This is a genomic window from Serratia sp. JSRIV006 (assembly GCF_019968685.1).
Taxonomy (GTDB): domain Bacteria; phylum Pseudomonadota; class Gammaproteobacteria; order Enterobacterales; family Enterobacteriaceae; genus Chania; species Chania fonticola_B.
The window spans coordinates 5,294,124-5,317,560 of record NZ_CP074137.1; the positions used below are offsets into that span (position 1 = coordinate 5,294,124).

Below are 23,437 nucleotides of genomic sequence, written 5' to 3' on the forward strand. Positions count from 1 at the left end.
GCTCCGAATTATTCGTATTCATCATCCCAGCCGTCGAACTGCCGTTTTTCTTTTTGCATTTCGCGGTGGAAAAGTTCTTCCAGCTCGCGCCGGGCTTCTTTCACGCGGGAAATCTGAGCCACGTCCCCCAGATGCGGTGGCATCAATTCACGCAGCATGCGCATATCCAGACGGCGAAAATGCTGCTGAGCGCGATAAGCCTGATGCGGGTGCATCCCCAACTCCGTTAACGCCTTGCGCCCTAGCTCCAGGGCGCTGGAGAAGGTTTCACGACTAAACTGTTTTACGCCAGCCTGCAACAACTCGTGCGCCTCCACACGCCCCCGCGCCCGCGCCAAAATGGACAGGTTGGGGAAGTGCTGCTGGCACAGATGGACGATGGCCATGGTATCTTCCGGCTCATTACAGGTAATGACGATAGATTTGGCCTTTGCCGCACCGGCTGCCCGCAGCAACTCCAGTTCCGTGGCATCTCCGTAGTAAACCTTGTAACCGTATCGGCGCAATACGCCAACCGCGCTAACGTCCCGCTCAAGCACGGTGATACGCTTCTTATTAGCCATCAGTAAGCGGCCAATCACCTGCCCGAAGCGGCCGAAACCGACGATAATGACCTGTGGATCGTCATCTGCCACGTAGGGCGCCTCTTCATCCTCATCTTTGGCGTTATAGCGGCGGGCCAGAATGCGATCGATAATCTGCATCAGCAGCGGCGTGGTCATCATTGAGAGCGTCACCACGACCAGCAGCAAGGCCAGTTGATCGTCGTCGAAAATATGCTGCGTCGAAGCCGCCGAGAACAGCACGAAGGCAAACTCACCGCCTTGGCTCAGCACCCCGGAAAATTGCAGACGTACCGAGCGCCGCAGGCCAAAGATACGCGCCAGCGAGTACAACACACCCGATTTCACCGCCACCAGGATCACCACGCCCAGCAGTACTTCCAGCAGATGGGTATACAACACCCCCATATTCAGCGCCATGCCTACCGAGATGAAGAACAACCCGAGCAGCAGCCCTTTGAAAGGCTCTATGGCGATTTCCAGTTCATGGCGATATTCGCTCTCTGCCAGCAGCACCCCGGCGATAAAGGTCCCCAATGCCATCGACAGGCCAAGGGCATCCATAAACAGCGCAGCCCCCAGCACCACCAACAGCGCGGCGGCGGTAAATATTTCACGCACCCCAGATGAGGCGATATAACGGAATAACGGGCGTAACAGGAAGCGCCCCCCGATCAGCATGCCGCCGAAGGCCGCGACCTTCATGGCGATTTTCGCCCAATCGTCGCTGGTACCCGCTCCCCCGGACAGGATCGGGATCAACGCCAGCGCCGGGATCACCGCCATATCCTGAAACAGCAGCACCGAGAAGCCTAACTGCCCCCCTTCGTTGCGGTTCATGCCTTTTTCACGCATCAGTTGCAGCGCCATGGCTGTCGATGACATGGCTAGACCAATGCCACCTATCACCGCCGCCTGCCAGGCAAAATGGCTGAAGTAAAGCAGCGCACCGAGCACGGCCGCCGTGACCAATACCTGCCCGGCACCGACACCAAAGATCGAGCGACGCAGTTCCCACAGTTTGGCCGGGTTCAGTTCCAGCCCGATGATAAACATCAGGAACACCACGCCCAACTCGGAGAAGTGCAGAATTTCATCCACATCCCGGATGAATCCCAATCCCCACGGGCCAATGGCAATACCGGCGATCAGATAGCCTAAAACAGCTCCGATCCCAAGACGGCGGGCGATCGGCACCGTCAACACCGCAGCAAACAGGAACAGCAATATGGCGGTTAATAGCGAGGAACCTTCCATCAGTGCCTCCCGGTGTGCGGCAACGGGTTACGCAGCCAGTCGCCATAAGCGCTGGCGTGACTGTTCAGCACTTCCGGTTTCTGACGGCGCGCCCAGTAAACGATCATCGGCGTCAGCCAGTGCATATGGCACATGGCCGCGGTCAGCTCAAAAGGGCGCAGAATATCCTCGATCGCATAACGATTGTAACCGCCAGTGCGATAGGCACCTTCCGGTTCCCCAGTGGTGATCACCGAACGCCAGTATTTGCCCGCCAGCGCATTACCGCCGATACCACTGGCAAACCCGCGGGACAGCACACGATCCAGCCATTCTTTCAGCAAAGCCGGGCAGCTATAGGTATATAAGGGGTGTTGGAAAACGATAACCTGATGGTCGCGGAGCAGTTGTTGTTCGTGATGGATATCAATAAAGAAATCCGGATAGTGCGCGTATAAATCGTGCACGGTAACATGTTCCAACTGCTGTGCCGGTTGTAACAAAACCCGGTTCGCTACCGAGTCCTGGGATTCCGGATGGGCATACAGCAGCAAAACCTTCGGCGGCTGTGACATCATTCCCCTCCAAAGCGTCGTCAGGGTGGCGGATTTCCGTTACCATGCAACGCAAAGACTAATAATAGGACTGCTACGCGTCCTGTTAACGTAAACTCAATTCAATTTAACATACTCTGAACAAACGGCGCTTTATGATTGTTTTCTCCTCGCTACAAATCCGACGCGGCACCCGCGTCCTGTTGGACAACGCCACGGCGACGGTTAATCCAGGTCAGAAGGTCGGCCTGGTGGGTAAGAACGGCTGTGGGAAATCCACGCTGCTGGCCCTGTTGAAAGGTGAGATCGCCGCAGACGGTGGTAGCTACACCTTTCCAAACAACTGGGCGCTGGCCTGGGTGAATCAGGAAACACCGGCACTGGAAGTGCCTGCCATTGAGTATGTTATCGATGGCGATCGGGAATTCCGCCAGTTGGAAGCCGAATTACAGGTGGCAAACGATAACAACGACGGCCACGCCATCGCCACGCTGCACGGCAAGCTCGATGCTCTGGATGCCTGGACCATCCGTTCCCGTGCCGCCAGCCTGTTACACGGTTTAGGCTTTTCCAACGAACAGCTGCAAAGTCCGGTGCGTGCCTTCTCCGGCGGATGGCGTATGCGCCTCAACCTGGCTCAGGCTTTGGTTTGCCGTTCCGATCTGCTGTTGCTGGACGAACCCACCAACCACCTGGATCTGGATGCAGTGATCTGGCTGGAACGCTGGCTGAAAAGCTATCAGGGTACCCTGGTGCTGATTTCGCATGACCGTGATTTCCTCGACCCTATCGTCGACAAGATCCTGCACATCGAAAATGAGACCATCAACGAATATACCGGCAACTATTCCTCCTTCGAGCGCCAGCGCGTCACCAAACTGGCACAGCAGCAATCGCTGTATCAGAGCCAACAGGAGAAAGTGGCGCATCTGCAAAGCTACATTGACCGTTTCCGTGCTCAGGCCACCAAGGCCAAACAGGCACAGAGCCGCATCAAGATGCTGGAGCGGATGGAGCTGATTGCCCCTGCGCACGTCGATAACCCGTTCACGTTTAGCTTCCGCCAACCCGAAAGCCTGCCGAATCCATTGCTGCGGATGGAAAAAGTCAGCGCAGGCTATGGCGACAAAGTGATCTTGCAGTCAATCAAGCTCAACCTGGTACCCGGCTCACGTATTGGCCTGTTGGGGCGTAACGGTGCCGGTAAATCAACGCTGATCAAAATGCTGGCCGGCACACTGGAGCCGCTCAGCGGAGAGATCGGGCTGGCAAAGGGCATCAAACTGGGTTACTTCGCCCAGCATCAGTTGGAGTTCCTGCGCGCCGATGAGTCGCCACTGCAGCATCTGAGCCGCATCGCCCCTCGCGTATTAGAACAGCAGTTACGCGATTACCTTGGCGGCTTCGGCTTCCAGGGCGATAAGGTCACCGAAATCACCGAACGTTTCTCCGGCGGTGAAAAGGCACGGCTGGTGCTGGCGCTGATCGTCTGGCAGCGCCCTAACCTGCTGCTGCTCGATGAACCGACCAACCACCTGGATCTGGATATGCGCCAGGCGTTGACTGAAGCGCTGATCGATTTCGAGGGGGCGTTGGTGGTGGTTTCGCACGACCGTCACCTTTTGCGTTCTACCACCGACGATCTGTATCTGGTGCACGATGGCCAGGTGGAGCAGTTCGAGGGCGATCTGGACGATTACCAGCAGTGGCTTAGCGATCTGCAAAAGCAGCAGGCACAGCAGGATGCCGCACCAAAGCAGGATAACGGCAACAGCGCCCAGGCGCGTAAAGACCAAAAGCGCCGTGAAGCCGAATTCCGTACGCAAACCCAACCACTGCGTAAGCAGATCGCCAAGCTGGAACAACAGATGGATAAGCTGGGTGCCGAATTGGCCGCGGTGGAAGAACAGCTGGCAGACTCGGCGCTGTACGACATCAGCCGTAAAGCCGATCTGACCGCCTGCCTGCAAAAGCAAAGCCAGGCCAAGTCCGCTCTGGAAGAAACGGAAATGACCTGGCTGGATGCCCAGGAACAGCTGGAAAATCTGACCCAGGCGTTTGAGTCGGAGAGTTAATCATAGTTGCCCCTTTTCTACTGAGAGGGGGCAACCTTTATCTGTAGCAGGCAATGCGCTGGCGGATCTGTTCCAGTGAGTCCCGGTTATAGAGTTTGCCATCCAGGAAGCGCGTTTTCAGTTCACCCTGCTGCTCCTGCTGCCAGTCCTGATTATCCAGCAGTTGATATTCTCCTTCCCCATCGCGGATCACCCGCAACAAACCGCGTGCAGATTGTTTCAGGCCGCTGTCGGTCTTCGGTTGTTTGAAGATGGGACGCCCCACCCCGTTCACCTCACCGTAGGTGGCCTTCATCGCGAAACCAAAGGTATCGCGGGTATTATACTGATAAGTAAAGGAACCCACGCCAAACACTACGTTAGAGCTGGCAAAACCTTTCGCTTCCAGGCGTTGCAGGATTTCCTGGGCGCGTTCCAGAGTAATGGAGTCGCCATAAATCAACCCGACATGGGGATCCAACACTTTGTAGCCCTTGCTGTTAACCGTGCCACCAAAGATTTCCCACAACACTTCCACCGAGCCTTTCTCTTCGGCGCTGCGTTGCGCACTGCGATCGCTGTCGTTGCCGGTTCCACAAAGAATAGCCACCGGATCGCCACTGTCTGGGCGGAAGACTACCCTGCCATCGCGCGCCATGATTTTGCTGTGCAACTCACGGGTAAACTCCGTTAGCACCTGCCAGTAATCCCAGGTATCCGACACGATGGAAACCAATCCATTTGGGTAGAGATCTTCAATCAAACGGCGGAACGTTTCGATCTCCGTTGCCTGCTCTCCCATGCACATCACGCTATGTTCGGTGGCGGGGATGCTGCCAGCCACGAAGTAATCTTCTGCGGTTGGATAATACCTCTGTGCGTACAGCACCGCCGGAATGTTGTCGGTGCCCTTGAAGCTGAGCAAATGCCCGGTACCGGCCTGCGCGACATCATGCATCCCTGACATGCCGCGGAAGGAAAAATCGTGGCATTGGAAATCCAGATGCGCCAGGTCATCGCAGGTTTTATCCGCCCACATCTGGCAGATCTTGCGATAATGATGGGCAAGGGTGGCATTGGTGGAAGCCTTCCACAGTTCGGCCGAGATCACCGTTTCCAGGTAGTTGACCAGCCAGAAGAACTCCTCACGCGTATTGGTAATGGTCAGCACTGGTACCTTCATCCTCACCTTGCTGCCTTCGTCCAACCCTTTGATATGCAGCGGTAGATAACCCAACCGATGCAGGGCGCGAATATGCTCCACGCAGACCCGATCCTGACCAATGTAGCTATCCATCAGCGTTTTATATTCCCCCACTACCTGCTCTTCCGGTTGGGCAAAAAACTGCTGGTTGAAGAGATCCACCATGAACCACTGTAAAAAGCCCTGTAAACCGAAGAACACCAGTTGGCCGTCCGGCAACGGGGAAGCAAAGAACCGATCGCTGCGCGGCGTGAAGTTGGAGTAGATCCGCGTAGTACCCAGCGGATATTGCTCACGGTGTGACACTTTGTAGCCATCAATCGCCAGAATAGGATTGGTTAACATAGTCGGTTCCTTAGTGAGCGTAGATACGCGCAATATCAATCAGTTCAACACGTTGCTCAGCGAGTTCCGCCGCAGCATAGGAAGTGGTGGTATAGATGTTATCAATGCCTTGATTCAGCAAAGCCGCGGTACCTTTGGAAAATACCCCGTGGGTGACATATAGGCTGACCGTACGTGCCCCCGCCTGGCGTAACACCTGGGCCGAGCCGATAAAGGTGCCGCCACCGTCGCACAGGTCATCCACAATCAGCACATCTTTGCCCTGCACATCACCAGCCAGCAGTTCAAAGCCCGTCAGTTCGCCACTGAACACGTTCCGGTGTTTGGTCAGGATGCCGTATTGCGCGATGCCAAAGTGGGCCGCTACCGCGTGAATTTTTTTCAGCGCTCCGGCATCCGGTGCCACCAGGAACAGCTGCTGCTGGGTCAGTAAACTGGTCAGTCTGCTGCTGTGCTGCATGCACTGTTGCTGAGTGATGATGTGCATGTTGTCGATCACAGCGGCAGCTACTTCACTGTGTGGATCCAGCACCGTCACACGGTCAAACGCCAAGGTGTTGAGTAATTGGCCGAAAACCTTGAGCGCAAAGCTATCGCCGGAGGCCATATGGCGATCCTGGCGGGCGTAGGGCAGATAAGGCAACTCAAGCAGGCTTTCTTTGATCAGAAACTGGTGGCGTACCGCCTGCGTCAACTGTGCCAACAGCATGAAGTCATCCATGCTGCGCATTGCGCTGGCACGAATACGCATCTGCGAAGTCCCCGTTGTTTCAGGCTGTGCAAACCGGGCATACACCGCCCCATCGGGAAACTGTCCGGTTGTCAACTTCACTTCAATGTCGTTCAAAAAAAACTGCAGTTGTGCGCTCATATTCTTCCCTCCATCAATTAGTGTCCCTAGGACAATTATATAATTGTCCAAGAGACACTTATTGGCAAGCAAAAAAATGTCTTAATCGCAGCAAATTCGCTTAACCATTTGTTTATTTGAGCTTTTAATAATTATCATTAGCCGGCAGCTATTGTTATATTGTCCCAAAGACCTTTTTAGCCGAGCGCCAGCATGACCACCCAAGCCGAGTACCTGAAAAACTACGATCCGCGCCTCTTCCCCTCACCGCTTGTCACCGTCGACAGCGTGCTGTTTACCGTGCACGGCGGGAAACTGTGCGTGCTGTTGGCCAAGCGCGCTAATCACCCTTTCCTCAATCAATGGGGATTGCCCGGAGGGTTTATCGATTTGCAGCGCGACACCTCAACGCAAGCGACGGCCGAACGTAAACTGAGGGAAAAAACCGGTGTGGTACCGCCCTATCTGGCGCAGTTGGCCAGTTTTTCTGGCCCGGAAAGGGATCCGCGTGGCTGGAGCCTGACCACGGTCTACTTTGCTCTGATCGCCCATGCCGATTGCCAGCCGCATATCGCCGACGTGAATGACGTCGCCTGGGTGCCATTGGACAACCTGCAAACACAGCAGTTAGCTTTCGACCATCAAACGATCGTGGAAGCGGCACTTCAGCGGCTACGGCAAAAAACGGCTTACTCCATGCTGCCGGTCTATTGCCTGCCAGCGGAGTTCACGCTTTCCCAATTGCAGGAAGTGATTGAGATCATTTTGTCGCATACGGTGCAGCGCAAAAGCCTGATGCGGCGTTTTGACGCTTCGGAAATGTTTGAGGAAACCGGCGAGAGAGTGGCAACAGGCGCACGCAAGGCACGCCTGTACCGCAGGAAAGCGGGGGTAGATATGAGAAACTTTTCCAGAAACCTGATGGTGGAGTGATCCTCAGGCGCGATAGAACGGCTTATCCCCCAAAATGGTCGCACGGTGCATAATGCGCCGCTGCGGCAGGTAATCCGCATTGGCGTAATGCTGCGTCACCCGGTTATCCCAGATGGCAATATCATTGGCCTGCCAGCGCCAGCGCACCTGAAACTCCGGCTTGGTGATATGCGCAAACAGGAAGTTCAGCAGAGCATCACTCTCCTTCGCCGCCAGATCGACAATCCGCGTAGTAAATCCTTCATTAACGAACAGCGCCTGCTTGCCGGTCACCGGATGGGTGCGGATCACCGGATGCAATAACGGTGGGTTTTTCTGCACGGCCAACTGCCAGCGCTGATGCTCTTCCTCGCTGCCACGATGTTTATATTCGGGGAACGACTTGGTGAAGTCATGCTCTGCCTGCAACCCGACCAACAACTTTTTCAGCGGTGAGGACAACGCCTCATACGCGGCAATCCCGCTGGCCCACAGCGTGTCGCCACCGGTCGTCGGCAGCTGCTTGGCGGCTAAAATCGCCCCCTGCGGCGGGTTTTCGATAAAGGTGACGTCGGTATGCCAGTTGTCGTTATCCGGCGGATTATCGTCATGGGTATCCAGCACGATGATCTCCTCCACATCGGGAGCATGCGGATACACCGGGTGAATATGCAGATCGCCGAAACGCCCTGCCAGCTCGCGCTGTTGTAATGGCGTAATGGGCTGATCGCGCAGGAACAGCACCTGATGCTTGAGCAAAGCATGGTAAAGCTGTTCAAACTGGCCGTCGCCCAATGGCCGCGCCAGATTGACGTTTTCCACCAGCGCGCCGATATAAGGCCCCAACGGGGTAATTGCTAAACGTTCGTTCATTGCTGTACTCCATGCCAGGGGGTCAAACGGCGCTGTAAGGCACGCAGCCCCAGCTCCAGACCAAATGCAATTATCGCAATCACGCTGATACCGGCGATGACCACGTCGGTCGCCAAAAACTCACCGGCGGACTGCACCATAAATCCCAGACCGCGCGTGGCAGCAATCAGTTCAGCGGCCACCAGCGTAGACCAGCCGACGCCCAGGCCAATACGGATGCCGGTCAGAATTTCCGGAAGCGCGCTGGGCAACACCACAAAGCGCAGCAGTTGCCAGCGGTTGGCCCCCAAAGCTTGTGCAGCACGAATGCGCACCTGCGCTACGCTGCGTACACCTGCCACGGTCGAAAGCGTCACCGGGGCAAAAATCGCCAGGTAGATCAGCAGGATTTTCGAGGTTTCACCGATGCCAAACCAGATCACCATCAGCGGCAGATAGGCCAGCGGCGGCACCGGACGATAAATTTCAATCAGGGGATCAAGCAGGCCGCGCACGGTCTCACTCAGCCCCATCGCAATGCCCACCGGGACGCCGATGACCACAGCAGCCAGTAATGCCACCAGGATCCGCCCAAGACTCGCGGCTAGGTGTTGCCATAGCGTGGCATCCATAAAGCCTTGTGGGCTGGCAATGACCACCAACTGATGCAATACCTGCTGCGGTGCGGGCAGAAATAACGGGCTGATCAGCTGCAAGGTAGTTACTGCCCACCAAACCGCCAACACCACCAGCAAGGTTGCCGTGCTCAGCTTGAGGCTGCGCGGCAGCGTGAAACGAGATTGGCGCACCGCTGTCGGTACTGCGGCTTTAAGAACAGAATGCAGGCTCATAGCAAGGCCTCGCGCTGTTGGAACACCCGGCCCAGCACGTATTCACGCAGGGCGATAAACTCAGGATCGGACTTGATGGCGCGGCAAGCCTCTCCGGCGGCATAGCGCTGGCCAAAATTCAGCGATAAACGCTCCACCACCTGCCCAGGACCAGGAGAAAGCAGTAACAGCTCGCTGGCCAGGAATACCGCTTCTTCGATGTCATGGGTGATCAACAGCACCTGCTTGCCGGTATCACGCCAAATATTTAACAGCAGTTCCTGCATCTGTTCGCGAGTGAATGCGTCCAGTGCCCCGAAAGGCTCATCCAGCAGCAACAGCCGAGGGTCGGCTGCCAAGGCGCGAGCAATACCCACCCGCTGACGCATCCCACCGGACAGTTGCCAGATGAAGTGTTGCTCATAGCCGGCCAGCCCAACGCGTTGCAACATCTGCTGCGCCACCTTGCGGCGCTGCAGTTTGGCCACACCGGCCAGTTGCAAGCCAAACTCCACGTTATCCACCACGTTGCGCCACGGCAGTAAGCCTTCATGCTGGAAGACCACGCCCCGCTCGGCACCCGGGCCTTTGACGGGGACATCATCCAGCGTAATGCTGCCTGCCGTTGGCTCAATAAACCCGGCGATCAAATTCAGCAGCGTGGTCTTGCCGCAGCCAGAAGGCCCTAACACCACCACCAGTTGCCCTCTGGCTATCTGGAAAGATACATCGCGCAGCGCCACACGCCCCTGATAATCGGCCGAAAGATGGTTAACGTTTAGCATGGCGGATCCCTTACGACTGCGGCGCAGCCTGCAGCTGTTTGACAAAACGGTCGGTCACATAGGCGCTGTAATCACTGTCCACCTGCGGGATCTTGCCTTGTTGCTTAAGGAACTCGGCGGTATCGCGAATAGCTTTATCTACCGGCTGGCCCAGTTGAGTGATCTGATCGGCGACCGGCAGGTAACGGTTACCCTTCACCAGTTCCGGTACCTGCTCTGCCGGCACTCCACTCAGGCGAGCTAGCGTACTCAGGTTACTTGGGTCTTTCAGCCACTGCTCCGGCTGTGCCAGGTAGGCCTTCTGTGCTTGCAGGGCGCTGGCAGCAAACGCGGTGACAACTTCCGGATGCTGCTTGGCAAAGTCTTTACGCACTACCCACACGTCCAGCGTTGGTGAGCCCCACTGGCCAACCTGCTCGGAATCGGTCAGCACCTTGCCTTGTTTGGCGAGTTCATTGACCACCGGAGCCCATACGTAAGCCCCGTCGATATCCCCACGCTGCCAGGCCGCCGCAATGGCTGGCGGTTGCAGGTTGAGAATTTGCACCTGGTCAGGTTTGATGCCCCAGTGTTTCAGAGAGGCCAGCAGGCTGTAGTGAGTGGTGGAAATGAACGGTACCGCAATGCGCTTACCGATCAGATCCTGGGGAGATTTAATGTCCTTTTTCACCACCAGCGCTTCGGAACTACCCAACTGCGAGGCGATCAGGAACACTTCGATAGGGAGCTTCTGGCTGGCGGCCACGGCCAGTGGGCTGGAGCCGATATTGCCAATCTGCACGTCGCCAGAGGCCAGCGCACGCAACACGCTGGAGCCGCTGTCGAACTTGCGCCAGTCAACGGTCGCGCCAGACTGTTTGGCAAAGCTGTTTTCCGCCTGCGCCACCTTGGCGGGTTCGGCGGAGGTCTGGTACGCCACGGTGACGTCCACTGCCTGGGCACTGGCCGCACCGAGCGATAAAGCCAACAATACTGCACTGCGTAATGAGAAAAGTTTGCTCGCCATGATCCGCTCCGTTGATAAAATTCTGTGCTGTGACCAACAGTTTTATCTGAGCGACGCTCGGCAATAAAAGAATAAAAAAATCTTCTTTATTACTTATGGCGATATCTACACTACCTACTCATCCCCGACGTGCTAGGCCAGACTTTAACCTGAAAGAGAACCACGCAAGAAGATGCGCGCGTAGCCACCCAGCAACGTACGTTCTCCTTGCTGCTCGCAGAACAACTCGCCGCCGCGTGATGACAGCTGCTTAGCATGCAATACGTGGCGGCCAAGGCGCGCCGTCCAGTAAGGCATCAGTATGCAATGGGCGGAGCCGGTGACCGGATCTTCGCTGCGATCCATTGAGAAATAGCGCGAGACAAAATCCACCTCATCACCCGGAGCCGTGACGATCACGCCGCAACCGAGATGGTCGATCAGCTCGGCGATCGCAGGCTGCACCGCCCTGACCTGCGATTCATCGGCCAATACCGCCATCAGCGACTGGGCTCGCCACACTTCCTGCGGTTGCACACCGAGCAAAGCAGCCAACTGTGGCGGTTCAGCAATTTTCTGTGGTGGGCGAGAAGGGAAATCCAGGATCAGCCGTTCACCGTCGGCCGCATCACGTTTGACATACAGTTCACCGCTGGCGGAACGGAAACGGATATCGCTCAACCCCGGGTTGACCACGTTTAACAACACGTGCGCCGTAGCCAAAGTAGCATGCCCGCACAGATCCACTTCCCGCGTCGGCGTGAACCAGCGGATCGCATACATGTCGCCATCCTGCCAGACAAAGCTGGTTTCCGGCAGGTTCAGTTCATTGGCGATGGCCTGCATCTGCGCTGCCTCCAGCGGTTGTGGCAGCAGGCAGACACCGGCCGGGTTGCCCCGCAGTCCCTCGCCGATAAAGGCATCCACATGGAAATAGTTTTCGTTCATCAGCGTTCCCTCAATGCCAAATCAGTAATACACAGGCGGCGGTTAACAACCCCATCGACACGTTAAAGATTATCCAGGCTTTCTTGCTGCGCAGCAGGCGGCCAATCACCGTACCAAAACCCAACCAGATGATCCCGGCAACGATGTTGACGGCAAAGATACCGAAGGCGATGGCCAGAATCGAGTGGTTGTATTTATCTCCCGCCAGGCTAAAGCTCGCCACTGCCCCAAGCGCCATCAGCCAGGCCTTGGGGTTGAGGAATTGCAACAGCCAGCCTTGGTACAGGCGCACCGGCTTTGGTGGCGGCGCGTCGGTTTCCAGCTTTTCATAGGCCGCCGTCGCCACTTTCCACGCCAGCCACAACAGATAAAGGCTACCGAGGATTTTCAGGATCAGGTGCAATGAAGGATAAATCAGGATCAACCCACCAACGCCAAATGCCACCAGCACCAAGATACTTTGCATACCCAGCATGATGCCGATCATCAGCCATAATGAACGCATAAAGCCGAAATTGGCCCCTGAGGTGGTGAGCAACATATTATTGGGGCCAGGGGTGATCGCGGCCACCCACAGGAAGCCTAGCATCGAAAGAAATAAACTCAGTTCCATGAAGCGGGTGCTCCTCACCCAAATGACATTTTTGCAGTATGATTGCTAATACATGTGTTTGAAGCTAACAGTGCGGTTCGGATCACACAATAGCCGCCAACAAGAATTTTATTCATTATGTATGAATCCTTTCGCCCCCTGACCGGGGCCAGTAATCCACACCTGCAAACCCTGCTGCCACGGCTGGTGCGCCGCCGCATACGGCTACAACCCCATTGGCAGCGGCTGGAGTTGCCGGACGGCGATTTCGTCGATCTGGCCTGGAGTGAAGATCCGCAACTGGCGCGCGATAAACCGCGCGTGGTGCTGTTCCATGGGTTAGAGGGTAATTTCTACAGCCCTTACGCACATGGGCTGCTTAATGCCTGGCGCGAGCAAGGTTGGTTGGGCGTGGTGATGCATTTCCGTGGTTGCAGCGGCGTGCCTAACCGTAAGCAACGCATCTATCATTCCGGCGAAACGGAAGATGCCCGCTTCTTCCTGCGCTGGTTGCGTGACAGCTTTGGCGAAGTGCCAACGGCAGCGGTTGGGATTTCCCTTGGCGGCAATATGCTGGCCTATTATCTGGCCCAGCAGGGCAATGACAGCCTGCTACAAGCGGCAGTGGTCGTTTCTGCCCCGCTGATGCTGGAGCCATGCTCAATCCGCATGGAGCAGGGATTCTCCCGCGTTTATCAGCGCTACCTATTGGGCCAACTCAAGCAAAATGCCACCCGCAAGCTGCTGCACTATCCAGGCACCTTGCCGTTGGATCTGTCGCAACTGAACAAGCTGCGGCGCATTCGTGAGTTTGATGATGTGATCACCTCGCGCATTCACGGCTTCAGCGACGCGGTCGATTACTATCGCCGTTGCAGCGCCCTACCGCTGTTGCCGCAGATCACCACGCCACTGCTGATCATTCACGCTAAAGACGATCCGTTTATGACCGATGCGGTGATACCCGATCTCGCCAGCCTGCCGCCTAATATCGAATATCAGCTGACGGAGTGCGGTGGCCACGTCGGTTTTGTCGGCGGCACCTTGAAAAAACCACAAATGTGGCTGGAGCAACGAATCCCGGCCTGGCTTTCTTCTTTTTTGGAACCCACCAAGTGATTATTCCCTGGCAAGAAATTGAACAAGAGACTCTCAACAGCCTGATCGAATCCTTTGTATTACGCGAAGGAACCGACTACGGCGAGCACGAACGTTCGCTGGAACAGAAGGTCGACGACGTGCGCCGCCAGTTGAAAAGCGGCGAAGTGGTGCTGGTGTGGTCAGAACTACATGAAACCGTCAACATCATGCCTCGCGGGCAGATCCGCGCCGGGCAGGAGGAAATTTAGTCTTATTGCGCGCTATGACTGAGGGAAAAAATCAGGTAACAATGCAGTATTGCAAACCAACGCGCACAATTTCGCCTTGGGCGAAAGGGTATCAGCCATACTAAAAATCTCATTCTGAGCCTGCGCATTTAATACGGAGTGACCCTCGACCATGTCTGCCAAACATCCCGTTATCGCGGTGACCGGTTCCAGCGGAGCCGGCACCACCACCACCAGCCTGGCGTTCCGCAAGATTTTTCAGCAGCTAAACCTGCGCGCCGCCCAGCTGGAAGGCGACAGCTTCCACCGTTACACCCGGCCGGAAATGGATGCGGCAATTCGTAAAGCCCGCGATATGGGGCGCCATATCAGCTACTTCGGCCCGGAAGCCAACGACTTTGGCCTGCTTGAGCAAAGCTTTATCGAATACGGCAAGAACGGCACCGGCCGCTCACGTAAATATCTGCATACCTACGACGAGGCGGTGCCTTACAACCAGGTTCCTGGCACGTTCACGCCTTGGGAGCCACTGCCCGCCCCCACGGATGTCCTGTTCTACGAAGGGCTGCACGGCGGCGTAGTGGCCGATCAGATCGACGTAGCCAAACATGTCGATCTGCTGGTCGGCGTGGTGCCGATCGTCAACCTGGAGTGGATCCAGAAGCTGATCCGCGATACCGGCGAGCGTGGCCATTCCCGTGAGGCGGTGATGGACTCGGTAGTCCGTTCGATGGAGGATTACATCAGCTACATCACGCCACAGTTCTCGCGCACCCATATCAACTTCCAACGCGTCCCGACGGTAGATACCTCCAACCCGTTTGCCGCCAAGGCAATCCCCTCACTCGACGAAAGCTTGGTGGTGATCCACTTCCGGGGCCTGGATCAGATCGATTTCCCCTACCTGCTGGCAATGCTGCAAGGATCGTTTATCTCGCATATCAATACGCTGGTGGTACCGGGTGGCAAGATGGGGCTGGCAATGGAACTGATTATGGCACCGCTGGTGCAGCGGTTGATGGAAGGCAAGAAGATCGAATAAGTTATCGGGCGCGGCTAATCTCCGCGCCCACCGTTGTTAACGCATCAACAGATGGCGGATAAAACCGACGTGCAGTTTCACCCCAATCTGCATCGCCGCCTCGTCCAGTTTAAAACGGGGATTATGCACGCCGTAGGTGGCACCGATCGCCTCGTTACCGCTGCCGATAAACAGGAAGCACCCCGGCACTTTCTCCTGATAGGAGGAGAAATCTTCGCTGCCAAACATCGCGCTGGTCAATTCCCGCAACGCCTGTGGCCCCACGGCTTCGGCCACCACCTCGCGCGCAATAACGCAGGCATCAGGGTGGTTATTACCGATGGTATAGCCACGCGTCCAGTCAACCTTATAGCTGGCACCGTGCGCCTGGCTGATCCCAGCAACGGTTTGCTCTACCAACAGCGGCACCCGATCACGGACTTCCTGATTATGAGTACGTAACGTTCCTGCCAACCGGGCAGTGTCTGGAATGACGTTATAGCTGTCTCCTGCCTGGAAGGTTGCCACCGTCAACACCGGGGCATTTAACGGATCAAGTTTACGTGCCACGATCTGCTGTAATGCGCTAACGATCTCCGCACCAATCGGCACCGGATCGATACACAGATGCGGCATCGAGCCATGTCCACCCTTACCCTGCAGCACGATGTCGAAGTTATCGCTGGAGCCACTGAACACGCCCTGCTTCAAGCCCACCTCACCGGTCGGGAAGTTGGGCATGACATGCAGGCCGAAGATCATCTTCACGCCATCCAGAACACCCAGGTCTACCAGCTGTTGGGCTCCGCCCGGTGGCACTTCTTCGGCATGCTGGAAGATAAAACGCACCGAGCCTTGCAGCTGGGCCTGCAACTGGCACAACACGCTGGCCGCGCCCAGCAACATCGCGCTGTGGGCATCATGGCCGCAGGCATGCATCACCCCTGGCCGGGTCGAGCAGAAAGGCTCGTCGCTTTCCTCCTGGATCGGCAAGGCGTCAATATCGGCGCGCAAGGCATAGCACGGCCCCGGCGCTGCGCCCTGCAATTCGGCAACCACGCTATTCGGCGTAGGACGGGTGATCTTCAACGGACCAAGGCTGGCTAGTTGTCCGGCTATGTAATCTGCCGTCTGCGCCTCTTGAAATGACAACTCCGGATTCGCATGGATATGACGCCGCCACTGCAATACCTGTTGTTCCACACCGTCAATCAGCTGTTCAATGTTCATGTTCATACTCCTTAATTCAGTGCCGGTTGGCGTGCTCTACCCGCCAATGGCAGGATCACCAGCCCGGAAACCACCATAGCCAGTGCCAAAAAGATAAACGTCGTCATGTAGTTGTGGCTGATGGTGATCAGATACCCCATGGCAATAGGGGCCACAAAGCCACCCAAGGTGCCGCCGGTGTTAATCAGCCCCATCGCTGCCCCCATCACTTCCGTCGGCAAGCGCTTCATAGGCAAGGTAAACACCGTGACGAACGAGGCCATCAGGAAGATATAACCCAGGAACAAGAACAGGCTGGCCGTCAGAGCCGATTCGCTGGTAAACACCAGCCAGATGCACAAGGCGCTGATCAGGGAACTGAAGAAGATCACCCACGGCTCATGCCCTTGCAGGTAGCGCCCGACCAGCCAGCCGGTGCCGAGTGAGGAGATCCAGATCCCCAGACCGCCGGCGGCCACCACCATGCTGGAGACGTCAAGCGGCATTCCGCGCTGCTGTACCAGGAATTTCGGCAGCCAGGCCATCAGGCCATACGACGGGATATTGATACAGAAGATCGCCACAAACAGCAGCAACACAATTGGGTTTTTCAGCAGGGCCTTATAATTGGCTGCGGCTGCCCCAGCTTTGGCGGGCGCCACCTGTGGCGGATTTGGCACCAGCCACAAGATGCAGGCGGCAATCAAGAATGCTAACAGGCCAAGCGCAGAGAACGACCCACGCCAGCCGATGTGATCCAGGCAATAGACCGCGACCAGCGGCCCGACGGTCATCGCCAACCCGGCGGAGGACAGCAGAATGGACTGCGCGAAGGTGCGCTGTTCCAGTGGGAAATTCGCCACCACCGCCTTGGCGCAGGAACACGGATAGCCGGAGTGGCCAATGCCGGACAGGAAGCGGAACGTCACCAGCAGGCCCAGGCCGAACCCCAGAATGCCGAAGCACAGGGCGAATCCCCCCAGCAGCAGTAACGAACTGCACAGCACTTTCTTAAAGCCAAAGCGGTCATTGAGCCAGCCCGCCGGTATCTGGAACAGGGAATACGCCAGGAAAAACATCCCGGTAATGTAGCCCAGCTGTTCCGGCTGTAGATTGAACTCGCGTTCGATAGGTAACAGCGCAAAACCCATCACGGTTTTATCGATGTACACCACGACATAGCCCACAAACAGCAAAAAAATCATTAGCGAACGATTTTTCATCGCCGATATTCCTTTAAGTTATCACCCAGGCTGCCCACCAGCGTGACGGGCGTAGTTTAATAATGTGATCCAGGTCACTTTATAGTTTTAATAACAGTCACTTACAGCAACATGCTGAAATTATCGCCTTTTGCCGAGCGGCATAAGATACAATTTTGTAAGGGGTGATGCTTTTTATTGATAGGGTGGGGAATGCGCTATTTACCGAAGTTACAACAGTTGAAAGTCTTCCAGCAGGTGATCCGCAGCGGCAGTATTCGCGGGGCGGCACGCGCGCTTGAGCAATCTCAACCGGCGGTGAGCCGCACCATCCGTGAACTGGAACAGATCCTGGAAACCCAGTTGATCAATCGCAGCAGTCAGGGAATGACGCTGACCGAAACCGGCCGCGCCTTCGCCCTGCGAATGCAGTTGATCCTGGAGGAATTGCAGCGCGCCGCCGACGAGATCCAGCAGTTGAATCAGCATTCGCAAGGTAACGTCGCCATTGGTTGCTCTTCGCTACTCGCCCTGACGGTATTACCGGAACTGGTCGAGGCCTTCAAACAGCCGTTTCCACAGGCCAATCTGCTGATCCGCGAGGCGCAGCTTTCTACGCTACTGCCAGCATTGCGCGAAGGCCGCCTGGATTTTGCCGTGGGTACCGTCAGCCCGGAACTTCCGCTGGAGGATCTGGTGCGTGAACCGCTGTTCAACGCCTCTTTTTGCATTATCGCACGCCAGGGGCACCCACTGGCGCAGGCCACCTCGTTGGACGAATTGCGTGAGGCCAAGTGGTTATTACCGGAAACCGATATGGGTTACTACCAGCAGTTGCGTGCGGTGTTAGGCACCTTCTATCAGCAATTGAGTCGTTCGCCCATTCGCTCGGACTCTGTGACCTGTGGCTTGAATATGGTGCTGGAGGCGGATTATTTGACTATCGTGGCGCGGGCGATGAGTGCACCGTTCTATTTGCAGCGTCGGCTGGTGGCATTGCCTATCGACACGTTGCCACAAGCGCAATATTGCGTGCTGTATTCACAGAAATCGCCGCTAACCGTGACGGCACGGCGATTTCTTGATTTATTGCGTGCCCACTGCCTGCGCTACCCTTGGTAGGATCAGGCCACTTCGCGGATTTCGAAGCTGTGGGTAATGCTGGCGGCTTTACCCAGCATCAAGGAGACGGAGCAGTATTTCTCGGCGGAAAGATCCACCGCACGCTCGACGATCTTATCGGTCAGCCCTTTGCCGGTGACGATAAAATGCAGATTGATATGGGTAAACAGACGCGGTGCTTCTTCACGACGCTCGGAGGTCAGTTTTACCTCACAGTCACGCACATCGTTACGCCCTTTTTGCAGGATCGACACTACGTCGATGGCGCTACAGCCGCCGACGGACATCAACACCATTTCCATCGGGCTTGGCGCTTTATCGCCAGCGTTGCCATCCATCAAAACCTGGTGACCAGACGCAGACTCACCCAGGAATGTCAGCCCTTCTACCCACTTAACTCTTGCCTGCATGTTACACACTCCGGTTAATTTCTTAAAAACAGGGTACGCTTTCGCATACATTCTGGCAACGTAACCTGACGCTAATCATGCTGAAGCGAGACAACACAAGACACCCGCCTCACTCTGTGCTACAAACAGAGCCGCAATAACTCTTTCCAGGTCACCGATTTCAGGGATATGTCCAAGGAAAGGCCCCTATATTGGTTTGTTAACAGAATGTAGCTTGCAGCTCTCCCTGCAAGTTAATATGCTAGAGCACAAGCGTATTTCTATAACACGCCTCAAAACCTGTTGATAGCCACAATTAAAACACCGGGCTATAAGCACGTTTTACAGGGAACTCTGACCCCTGTGATACAAGGCAGCGATAACAACAGAGGATAACAGCGAATGGTTCTCGGCAAACCGCAAACAGACCCGACTCTCGAATGGTTCCTGTCTCATTGCCATATCCACAAATATCCATCGAAGAGTACGCTTATTCACCAAGGTGAAAAGGCCGAAACGCTTTACTACATCGTCAAAGGCTCCGTCGCGGTGCTGATTAAAGATGAAGAAGGCAAAGAGATGATCCTGTCCTACCTTAACCAGGGGGATTTCATCGGCGAGCTAGGATTATTTGAAGAAGGCCAGGAGCGTAGCGCCTGGGTACGGGCCAAAACCGCCTGTGAAGTGGCTGAAATTTCCTACAAGAAATTCCGCCAGTTGATCCAGGTTAACCCGGATATCCTGATGCGCCTGTCCGCACAGATGGCTAACCGCCTGCAAGTCACCTCAGAGAAAGTGGGTAACCTCGCCTTCCTTGACGTAACCGGCCGCATTGCACAGACCTTGCTGAACCTGGCAAAACAGCCTGATGCCATGACTCACCCAGACGGCATGCAGATCAAAATCACCCGCCAGGAAATTGGCCAAATCGTCGGTTGCTCACGTGAAACCGTCGGTCGTATTTTGAAAATGCTCGAAGATCAAAACCTGATCTCCGCGCACGGCAAAACCATTGTCGTGTACGGTACGCGTTAATCCCCAGGGAAACGGTGCAGCAATGCGCCGTTTCTTTACCTGCTGAATAGCCAACCATGTGGCGCCGCCTGATCTACCACCCGGAAGTCAACTACGCACTGCGGCAAACGCTGGTGTTGTGCCTGCCGGTGGCGTTTGGTTTACTGATTGGCAACCTGCAACTCGGCATGCTGTTCTCGTTGGTGCCCGCCTGCTGCAACATTGCCGGGCTGGATACGCCGCACAAACGCTTTTTCAAACGCCTGGTCGTAGGCGGCTCCCTGTTCGCACTCAGCAGCCTTCTGCTGCAACAAGCCCTGCTGTGGGATCTGCCGTTACCCTTGCTGATGCTGGCAATGGCGCTGTTGCTCGGCGTCAGCGGTGAGATCAGCCCGCTGCACGCACGCCTGCTACCAGCCGCATTGGTCGCCGCCATCTTTTCCCTCAGCATGGTAGGCACCGTGCCAATCTGGCATGCCCCTTTGCTGTATATCGTCGGCACCGCCTGGTACGGGCTGTTTACCTGGGCCTGGTTCAAGCTGTGGAAAGAGCAGCCGATGCGCGAATCTCTAAGCCAGCTGTATATGCAGCTGGCCGACTATTTTGAAGCCAAATACTCATTACTGACGCAGCATACCGATCCTGAAACTGCCCTGCCGCCGCTGTTGCAACGCCAGCAGAAAGTCATGGATCTGATCAGTCTGCTATACCAACAGCTTAATTTCCTGCCCCATGCCAATAACCTGGAGCAAAAGCGCCTGCGGCGTACGTTTCAGGTGGCGCTCGATTTGCAAGAGCACATCACCGTCAGCCTGCATCTGCCGGAAGAAGTGCAAAAGCTGGTGGAGCAAAGCCAGGCCGAAGCGATCATCCGCCGCAACGCCCAGGTGATCGCCACGCGCCTGCGGGTGGTGGCCGACGATATTCTCTATCATCGGCACTCTTCGCGTTTCAGCATGAAGAATGAGCTGGCGGCGCTGGAAAAAGTGGCCTCACAGCACGCCGATAATCCGGTTGGCCAGTTCTGCTATTACCACTTCAGTCGCATCGCACGCCTGCTGCGCACTCAGCACCCACTTTACCGCCGTAATCTGATGGCCAATCAGTCACGCCTGCCGTTCTGGCCTGCAGTGGTGAGCTATCTATCGTTCAAATCCAACGCCTTGCGTAACGCCGCCAGACTGGGGGTCATTCTGGCGGCAGGCAGCAGCCTTGGCATGCTGTTCAATCTGCCAAAACCCTACTGGATCTTGCTGACCATCATGCTGGTCAGCCAAAACGGCTATAACGCCACGCGGGTGAGGATCCAGCACCGTGCCCTCGGCACGTTGGCCGGGCTGGTGATTGCCGCTGGACTGTTGCAACTACAGATGCCGGAGAACGTGACGCTGAGCATCATGTTGGCCATCACCCTGGCGGCCTATCTGATCCTGCGGAAAAACTACGGGCTGGCGGTGATGGGCTTCACCGTGACCGCCGTCTACACCTTGCAGCTCCTGGCGCTGAACGGTACCCATTTCCTGGTCCCCCGCCTGATCGATACCCTTATCGGCTGCGTACTGGTGTTTGGTGGCACAATCTGGCTATGGCCGCAGTGGCAGAGCGGCATGCTGCGTAAAAACGCCCATCAGGCTCTGGAGCACGATCAGACTGCACTGCGTTTATTGCTGGAAGAACAGGAACCCGACCCCAGCGAACTGGCCTACACACGCATGCAGGTCAATCAGGCGCATAACGCCCTGTTTACCTCGCTCAATCAGGCGATGCAGGAACCGGGGTTTGAATCGAACTATCTGGCTGATATGCGGCTGTGGATCACCCATAACCAGTTTATTGTTGAACACCTGAATGCGATGACCATTCTGGCGCGCGAGCACTATATGCTGACGCCAAAGCTGGCTCAGGAGTATCTGCAAACCTGTGAGATCGCCTTACAGAGCTGTCAGCAGCGGTTGGAATATGACGGCCCGAGTACCAGCAACAGCATCATGCAGCCACCGGACCTGCATCCAGATATGCCGATCACCGAGATGGAACGCCACTTGAGGCGGATCCTTTCTCACCTGACCGTGATGCATACCATTTCGTCATTGGCATGGCGCCAGCGCCCACATCATGGGATCTGGCTGAAGCGCAAACTGCGGGAAAGCTGAGGTTAGCGGGACCGCAGCCCCGCAAACTTGATTAGCCGTTAATCACATCCTGTACGGCCAATTCGAACAGCGCCATGCCCTCGTCGATATCTTTCAGCTCAACCACCAACGAAGGGGCAAAACGGATCACATTTGGCCCGGCATTGAGGATCATCAAACCACGTGCAGCAGCGGCAGTGAGGAAATCACGCGCTTTGCCGTGATAGCCCGCCTTCAGTTCCGCGCCAATCAACAGCCCCATGCCACGAATATCGCTGAACACATCGTATTTCTTACCGATCTCCTGCAAAGCCTGAACAAACAGCCCACGACGCTGCTCAATCCCGCTTAGCACCTCTGGCGTGTTGATCACGTCCAACGCTGCCTCTGCCACTGCACAGGCCAGTGGGTTGCCGCCGTAGGTGGTGCCGTGGGTGCCAACCTGCATCACCGAGGCGATCTCTTCGGTGGTCAGCATCGCGCTCACCGGGAAACCGCCGCCCAGCGCTTTAGCGGTGGTGAGGATGTCTGGCGTAATGCCGTAATGCATATAGGTAAACAGCTTGCCGCTACGGCCCATACCGCTTTGCACTTCATCAAACACCAGCAGCGCCTGATGTTGGTCGCAAAGTTCACGTACGCCCTTGAGGAAGACAGGATCGGCGGCGGTAATGCCCCCTTCACCCTGAATAGGCTCCATCACTACCGCACAGGTGTGATCGTCCATCACCGCTTTCACCGCGGCCAGATCGTTGAAAGGTACATGCACGATATCGGCCGGTTTCGGCCCAAAGCCGTCGGAATATTTTGGCTGCCCGCCCACGGAAACGGTGAACAGCGTACGGCCATGGAAAGCGTTATTAAACGCGATAATCTTGGTTTTATACGGGCTATGACGGGTGATGGCGTAATGACGAGCGAGCTTGAAAGCCGCTTCGTTAGCCTCCGCACCCGAGTTGGCGAAAAACACCCGGTCGGCGAAGGTGGCAGCGATCAATTTACTGGCCAGGCGCAGCGCGGGCTCATTGGTGAATACGTTGCTGGTATGCCACAAGGTTTCGCCCTGCTGCTTTAGAGCCTCAACCAGTGCCGGATGGCAGTGCCCCAACGCAGTCACCGCGATGCCGCCAGAGAAGTCGATATACTCTTTCCCCTGCTGGTCCCATACGCGGCTCCCCTTGCCCTTCACCGGCACAAACTGGGCAGGTGCATAAACAGGCAGGATAACCTGATCAAAGGTGCTGCGGGTAACTGCGGTTTTTTCGGTCATTACTGGCTCCAGGCGGCTAACTATCAAGTGAAAATATAAT

Annotated in this window: 22 protein-coding genes; 8 read left to right on the forward strand and 14 right to left on the reverse strand. The window is 56.1% G+C overall.

The features are described 5' to 3' along the window. Window positions 1-8: 8 nt before the first annotated feature. On the reverse strand, window positions 9-1,820 hold the full coding sequence (gene kefB / locus KGP16_RS24540; protein ID WP_021808028.1) for a glutathione-regulated potassium-efflux system protein KefB: 1,812 nt from the start codon (window positions 1,818-1,820) through the stop codon (window positions 9-11). After that, entirely contained in the window at window positions 1,820-2,374 is a 555-nt protein-coding gene (gene kefG / locus KGP16_RS24545) for a glutathione-regulated potassium-efflux system ancillary protein KefG (RefSeq protein WP_223501566.1), read from the reverse strand. Before kefG ends, kefB begins: the two co-directional genes overlap by 1 nt. A gap of 134 nt (window positions 2,375-2,508) precedes the next feature. On the opposite strand from kefG, the gene KGP16_RS24550 reads away from it, so the two are divergent. Further along, the gene (locus KGP16_RS24550) at window positions 2,509-4,428 is read left to right on the forward strand and encodes an ABC transporter ATP-binding protein (protein WP_115159427.1); all 1,920 of its coding nucleotides are present in this window, start codon (window positions 2,509-2,511) and stop codon (window positions 4,426-4,428) included. A 37-nt stretch (window positions 4,429-4,465) separates the two neighbouring features. Here KGP16_RS24550 and KGP16_RS24555 read toward each other — a convergent pair whose 3' ends face one another. Next, window positions 4,466-5,956, reverse strand: coding sequence for a nicotinate phosphoribosyltransferase (locus KGP16_RS24555; protein ID WP_094981638.1), 1,491 nt, complete (start codon window positions 5,954-5,956; stop codon window positions 4,466-4,468). Window positions 5,957-5,966: 10 nt separating this feature from the next. Further along, window positions 5,967-6,827 (reverse strand): ribose-phosphate diphosphokinase, encoded by an 861-nt coding sequence (gene prs / locus KGP16_RS24560; RefSeq protein ID WP_223500486.1) that lies wholly within the window; start codon window positions 6,825-6,827, stop codon window positions 5,967-5,969. Window positions 6,828-7,019: 192 nt separating this feature from the next. On the opposite strand from prs, the gene KGP16_RS24565 reads away from it, so the two are divergent. Next, a complete protein-coding gene (locus KGP16_RS24565; protein WP_021808033.1) occupies window positions 7,020-7,739 on the forward strand; it encodes an NUDIX domain-containing protein in 720 nt (239 codons plus the stop codon). Between the two features lie 3 nt (window positions 7,740-7,742). Here KGP16_RS24565 and tauD read toward each other — a convergent pair whose 3' ends face one another. The 6 genes from tauD to KGP16_RS24595 form a co-directional block, all read right to left on the reverse strand. Further along, window positions 7,743-8,591: a taurine dioxygenase gene (tauD, locus tag KGP16_RS24570; RefSeq protein ID WP_021808034.1), complete on the reverse strand. Its 849-nt coding sequence runs from the start codon at window positions 8,589-8,591 to the stop codon at window positions 7,743-7,745. Next, window positions 8,588-9,421, reverse strand: coding sequence for a taurine ABC transporter permease TauC (tauC, locus tag KGP16_RS24575; RefSeq protein WP_021181658.1), 834 nt, complete (start codon window positions 9,419-9,421; stop codon window positions 8,588-8,590). The genes tauD and tauC overlap by 4 nt, the downstream gene beginning before the upstream one ends. Next, window positions 9,418-10,185, reverse strand: coding sequence for a taurine ABC transporter ATP-binding subunit (tauB, locus tag KGP16_RS24580; RefSeq protein ID WP_021808035.1), 768 nt, complete (start codon window positions 10,183-10,185; stop codon window positions 9,418-9,420). Before tauB ends, tauC begins: the two co-directional genes overlap by 4 nt. A gap of 10 nt (window positions 10,186-10,195) precedes the next feature. Next, window positions 10,196-11,191 (reverse strand): taurine ABC transporter substrate-binding protein, encoded by a 996-nt coding sequence (gene tauA, locus KGP16_RS24585; RefSeq protein ID WP_021181660.1) that lies wholly within the window; start codon window positions 11,189-11,191, stop codon window positions 10,196-10,198. A 144-nt stretch (window positions 11,192-11,335) separates the two neighbouring features. Beyond that, window positions 11,336-12,118 (reverse strand): PhzF family phenazine biosynthesis protein, encoded by a 783-nt coding sequence (locus KGP16_RS24590; protein ID WP_209555022.1) that lies wholly within the window; start codon window positions 12,116-12,118, stop codon window positions 11,336-11,338. Window positions 12,119-12,128: 10 nt separating this feature from the next. Continuing rightward, entirely contained in the window at window positions 12,129-12,731 is a 603-nt protein-coding gene (locus tag KGP16_RS24595) for a LysE family translocator (protein WP_021808042.1), read from the reverse strand. A 117-nt stretch (window positions 12,732-12,848) separates the two neighbouring features. Here KGP16_RS24595 and KGP16_RS24600 point away from each other — a divergent pair, with 117 nt between their 5' ends. From KGP16_RS24600 to KGP16_RS24610, 3 genes are all read left to right on the forward strand, one after another. Then, entirely contained in the window at window positions 12,849-13,829 is a 981-nt protein-coding gene (locus tag KGP16_RS24600) for a hydrolase (RefSeq protein WP_021808043.1), read from the forward strand. After that, the gene (locus KGP16_RS24605) at window positions 13,826-14,059 is read left to right on the forward strand and encodes a YheU family protein (RefSeq protein WP_021808044.1); all 234 of its coding nucleotides are present in this window, start codon (window positions 13,826-13,828) and stop codon (window positions 14,057-14,059) included. The genes KGP16_RS24600 and KGP16_RS24605 overlap by 4 nt, the downstream gene beginning before the upstream one ends. Before the next feature lie 151 nt (window positions 14,060-14,210). Further along, window positions 14,211-15,080, forward strand: a complete 870-nt coding sequence (locus KGP16_RS24610; RefSeq protein ID WP_021808045.1) for a phosphoribulokinase — start codon at window positions 14,211-14,213, stop codon at window positions 15,078-15,080. A 36-nt stretch (window positions 15,081-15,116) separates the two neighbouring features. Here the strand turns inward: KGP16_RS24610 and KGP16_RS24615 are convergent, their stop codons facing one another. Beyond that, on the reverse strand, window positions 15,117-16,295 hold the full coding sequence (locus tag KGP16_RS24615; protein ID WP_094981642.1) for an amidohydrolase: 1,179 nt from the start codon (window positions 16,293-16,295) through the stop codon (window positions 15,117-15,119). A 5-nt stretch (window positions 16,296-16,300) separates the two neighbouring features. Continuing rightward, the gene (locus KGP16_RS24620) at window positions 16,301-17,491 is read right to left on the reverse strand and encodes an MFS transporter (protein ID WP_223500488.1); all 1,191 of its coding nucleotides are present in this window, start codon (window positions 17,489-17,491) and stop codon (window positions 16,301-16,303) included. A 192-nt stretch (window positions 17,492-17,683) separates the two neighbouring features. Between KGP16_RS24620 and KGP16_RS24625 the strand changes: the two genes are divergently transcribed. Then, window positions 17,684-18,592 (forward strand): LysR substrate-binding domain-containing protein, encoded by a 909-nt coding sequence (locus tag KGP16_RS24625; RefSeq protein ID WP_021808048.1) that lies wholly within the window; start codon window positions 17,684-17,686, stop codon window positions 18,590-18,592. A gap of 2 nt (window positions 18,593-18,594) precedes the next feature. On the opposite strand, the gene KGP16_RS24630 is transcribed toward KGP16_RS24625, so the two are convergent. Then, entirely contained in the window at window positions 18,595-19,002 is a 408-nt protein-coding gene (locus KGP16_RS24630) for an OsmC family protein (protein ID WP_021181673.1), read from the reverse strand. A gap of 381 nt (window positions 19,003-19,383) precedes the next feature. Between KGP16_RS24630 and crp the strand changes: the two genes are divergently transcribed. Together crp and KGP16_RS24640 are read left to right on the forward strand one after the other, a co-directional pair. Beyond that, window positions 19,384-20,016 carry a cAMP-activated global transcriptional regulator CRP gene (gene crp, locus KGP16_RS24635; protein ID WP_005969523.1) on the forward strand — a complete coding sequence of 211 codons (633 nt, stop codon included), beginning with the start codon at window positions 19,384-19,386 and terminating at the stop codon, window positions 20,014-20,016. A gap of 56 nt (window positions 20,017-20,072) precedes the next feature. Beyond that, window positions 20,073-22,148, forward strand: coding sequence for a YccS/YhfK family putative transporter (locus KGP16_RS24640; protein WP_223500489.1), 2,076 nt, complete (start codon window positions 20,073-20,075; stop codon window positions 22,146-22,148). Between the two features lie 31 nt (window positions 22,149-22,179). Here the strand turns inward: KGP16_RS24640 and KGP16_RS24645 are convergent, their stop codons facing one another. After that, a complete protein-coding gene (locus KGP16_RS24645) occupies window positions 22,180-23,397 on the reverse strand; it encodes an aspartate aminotransferase family protein (RefSeq protein ID WP_024482717.1) in 1,218 nt (405 codons plus the stop codon). Window positions 23,398-23,437: the final 40 nt, after the last annotated feature.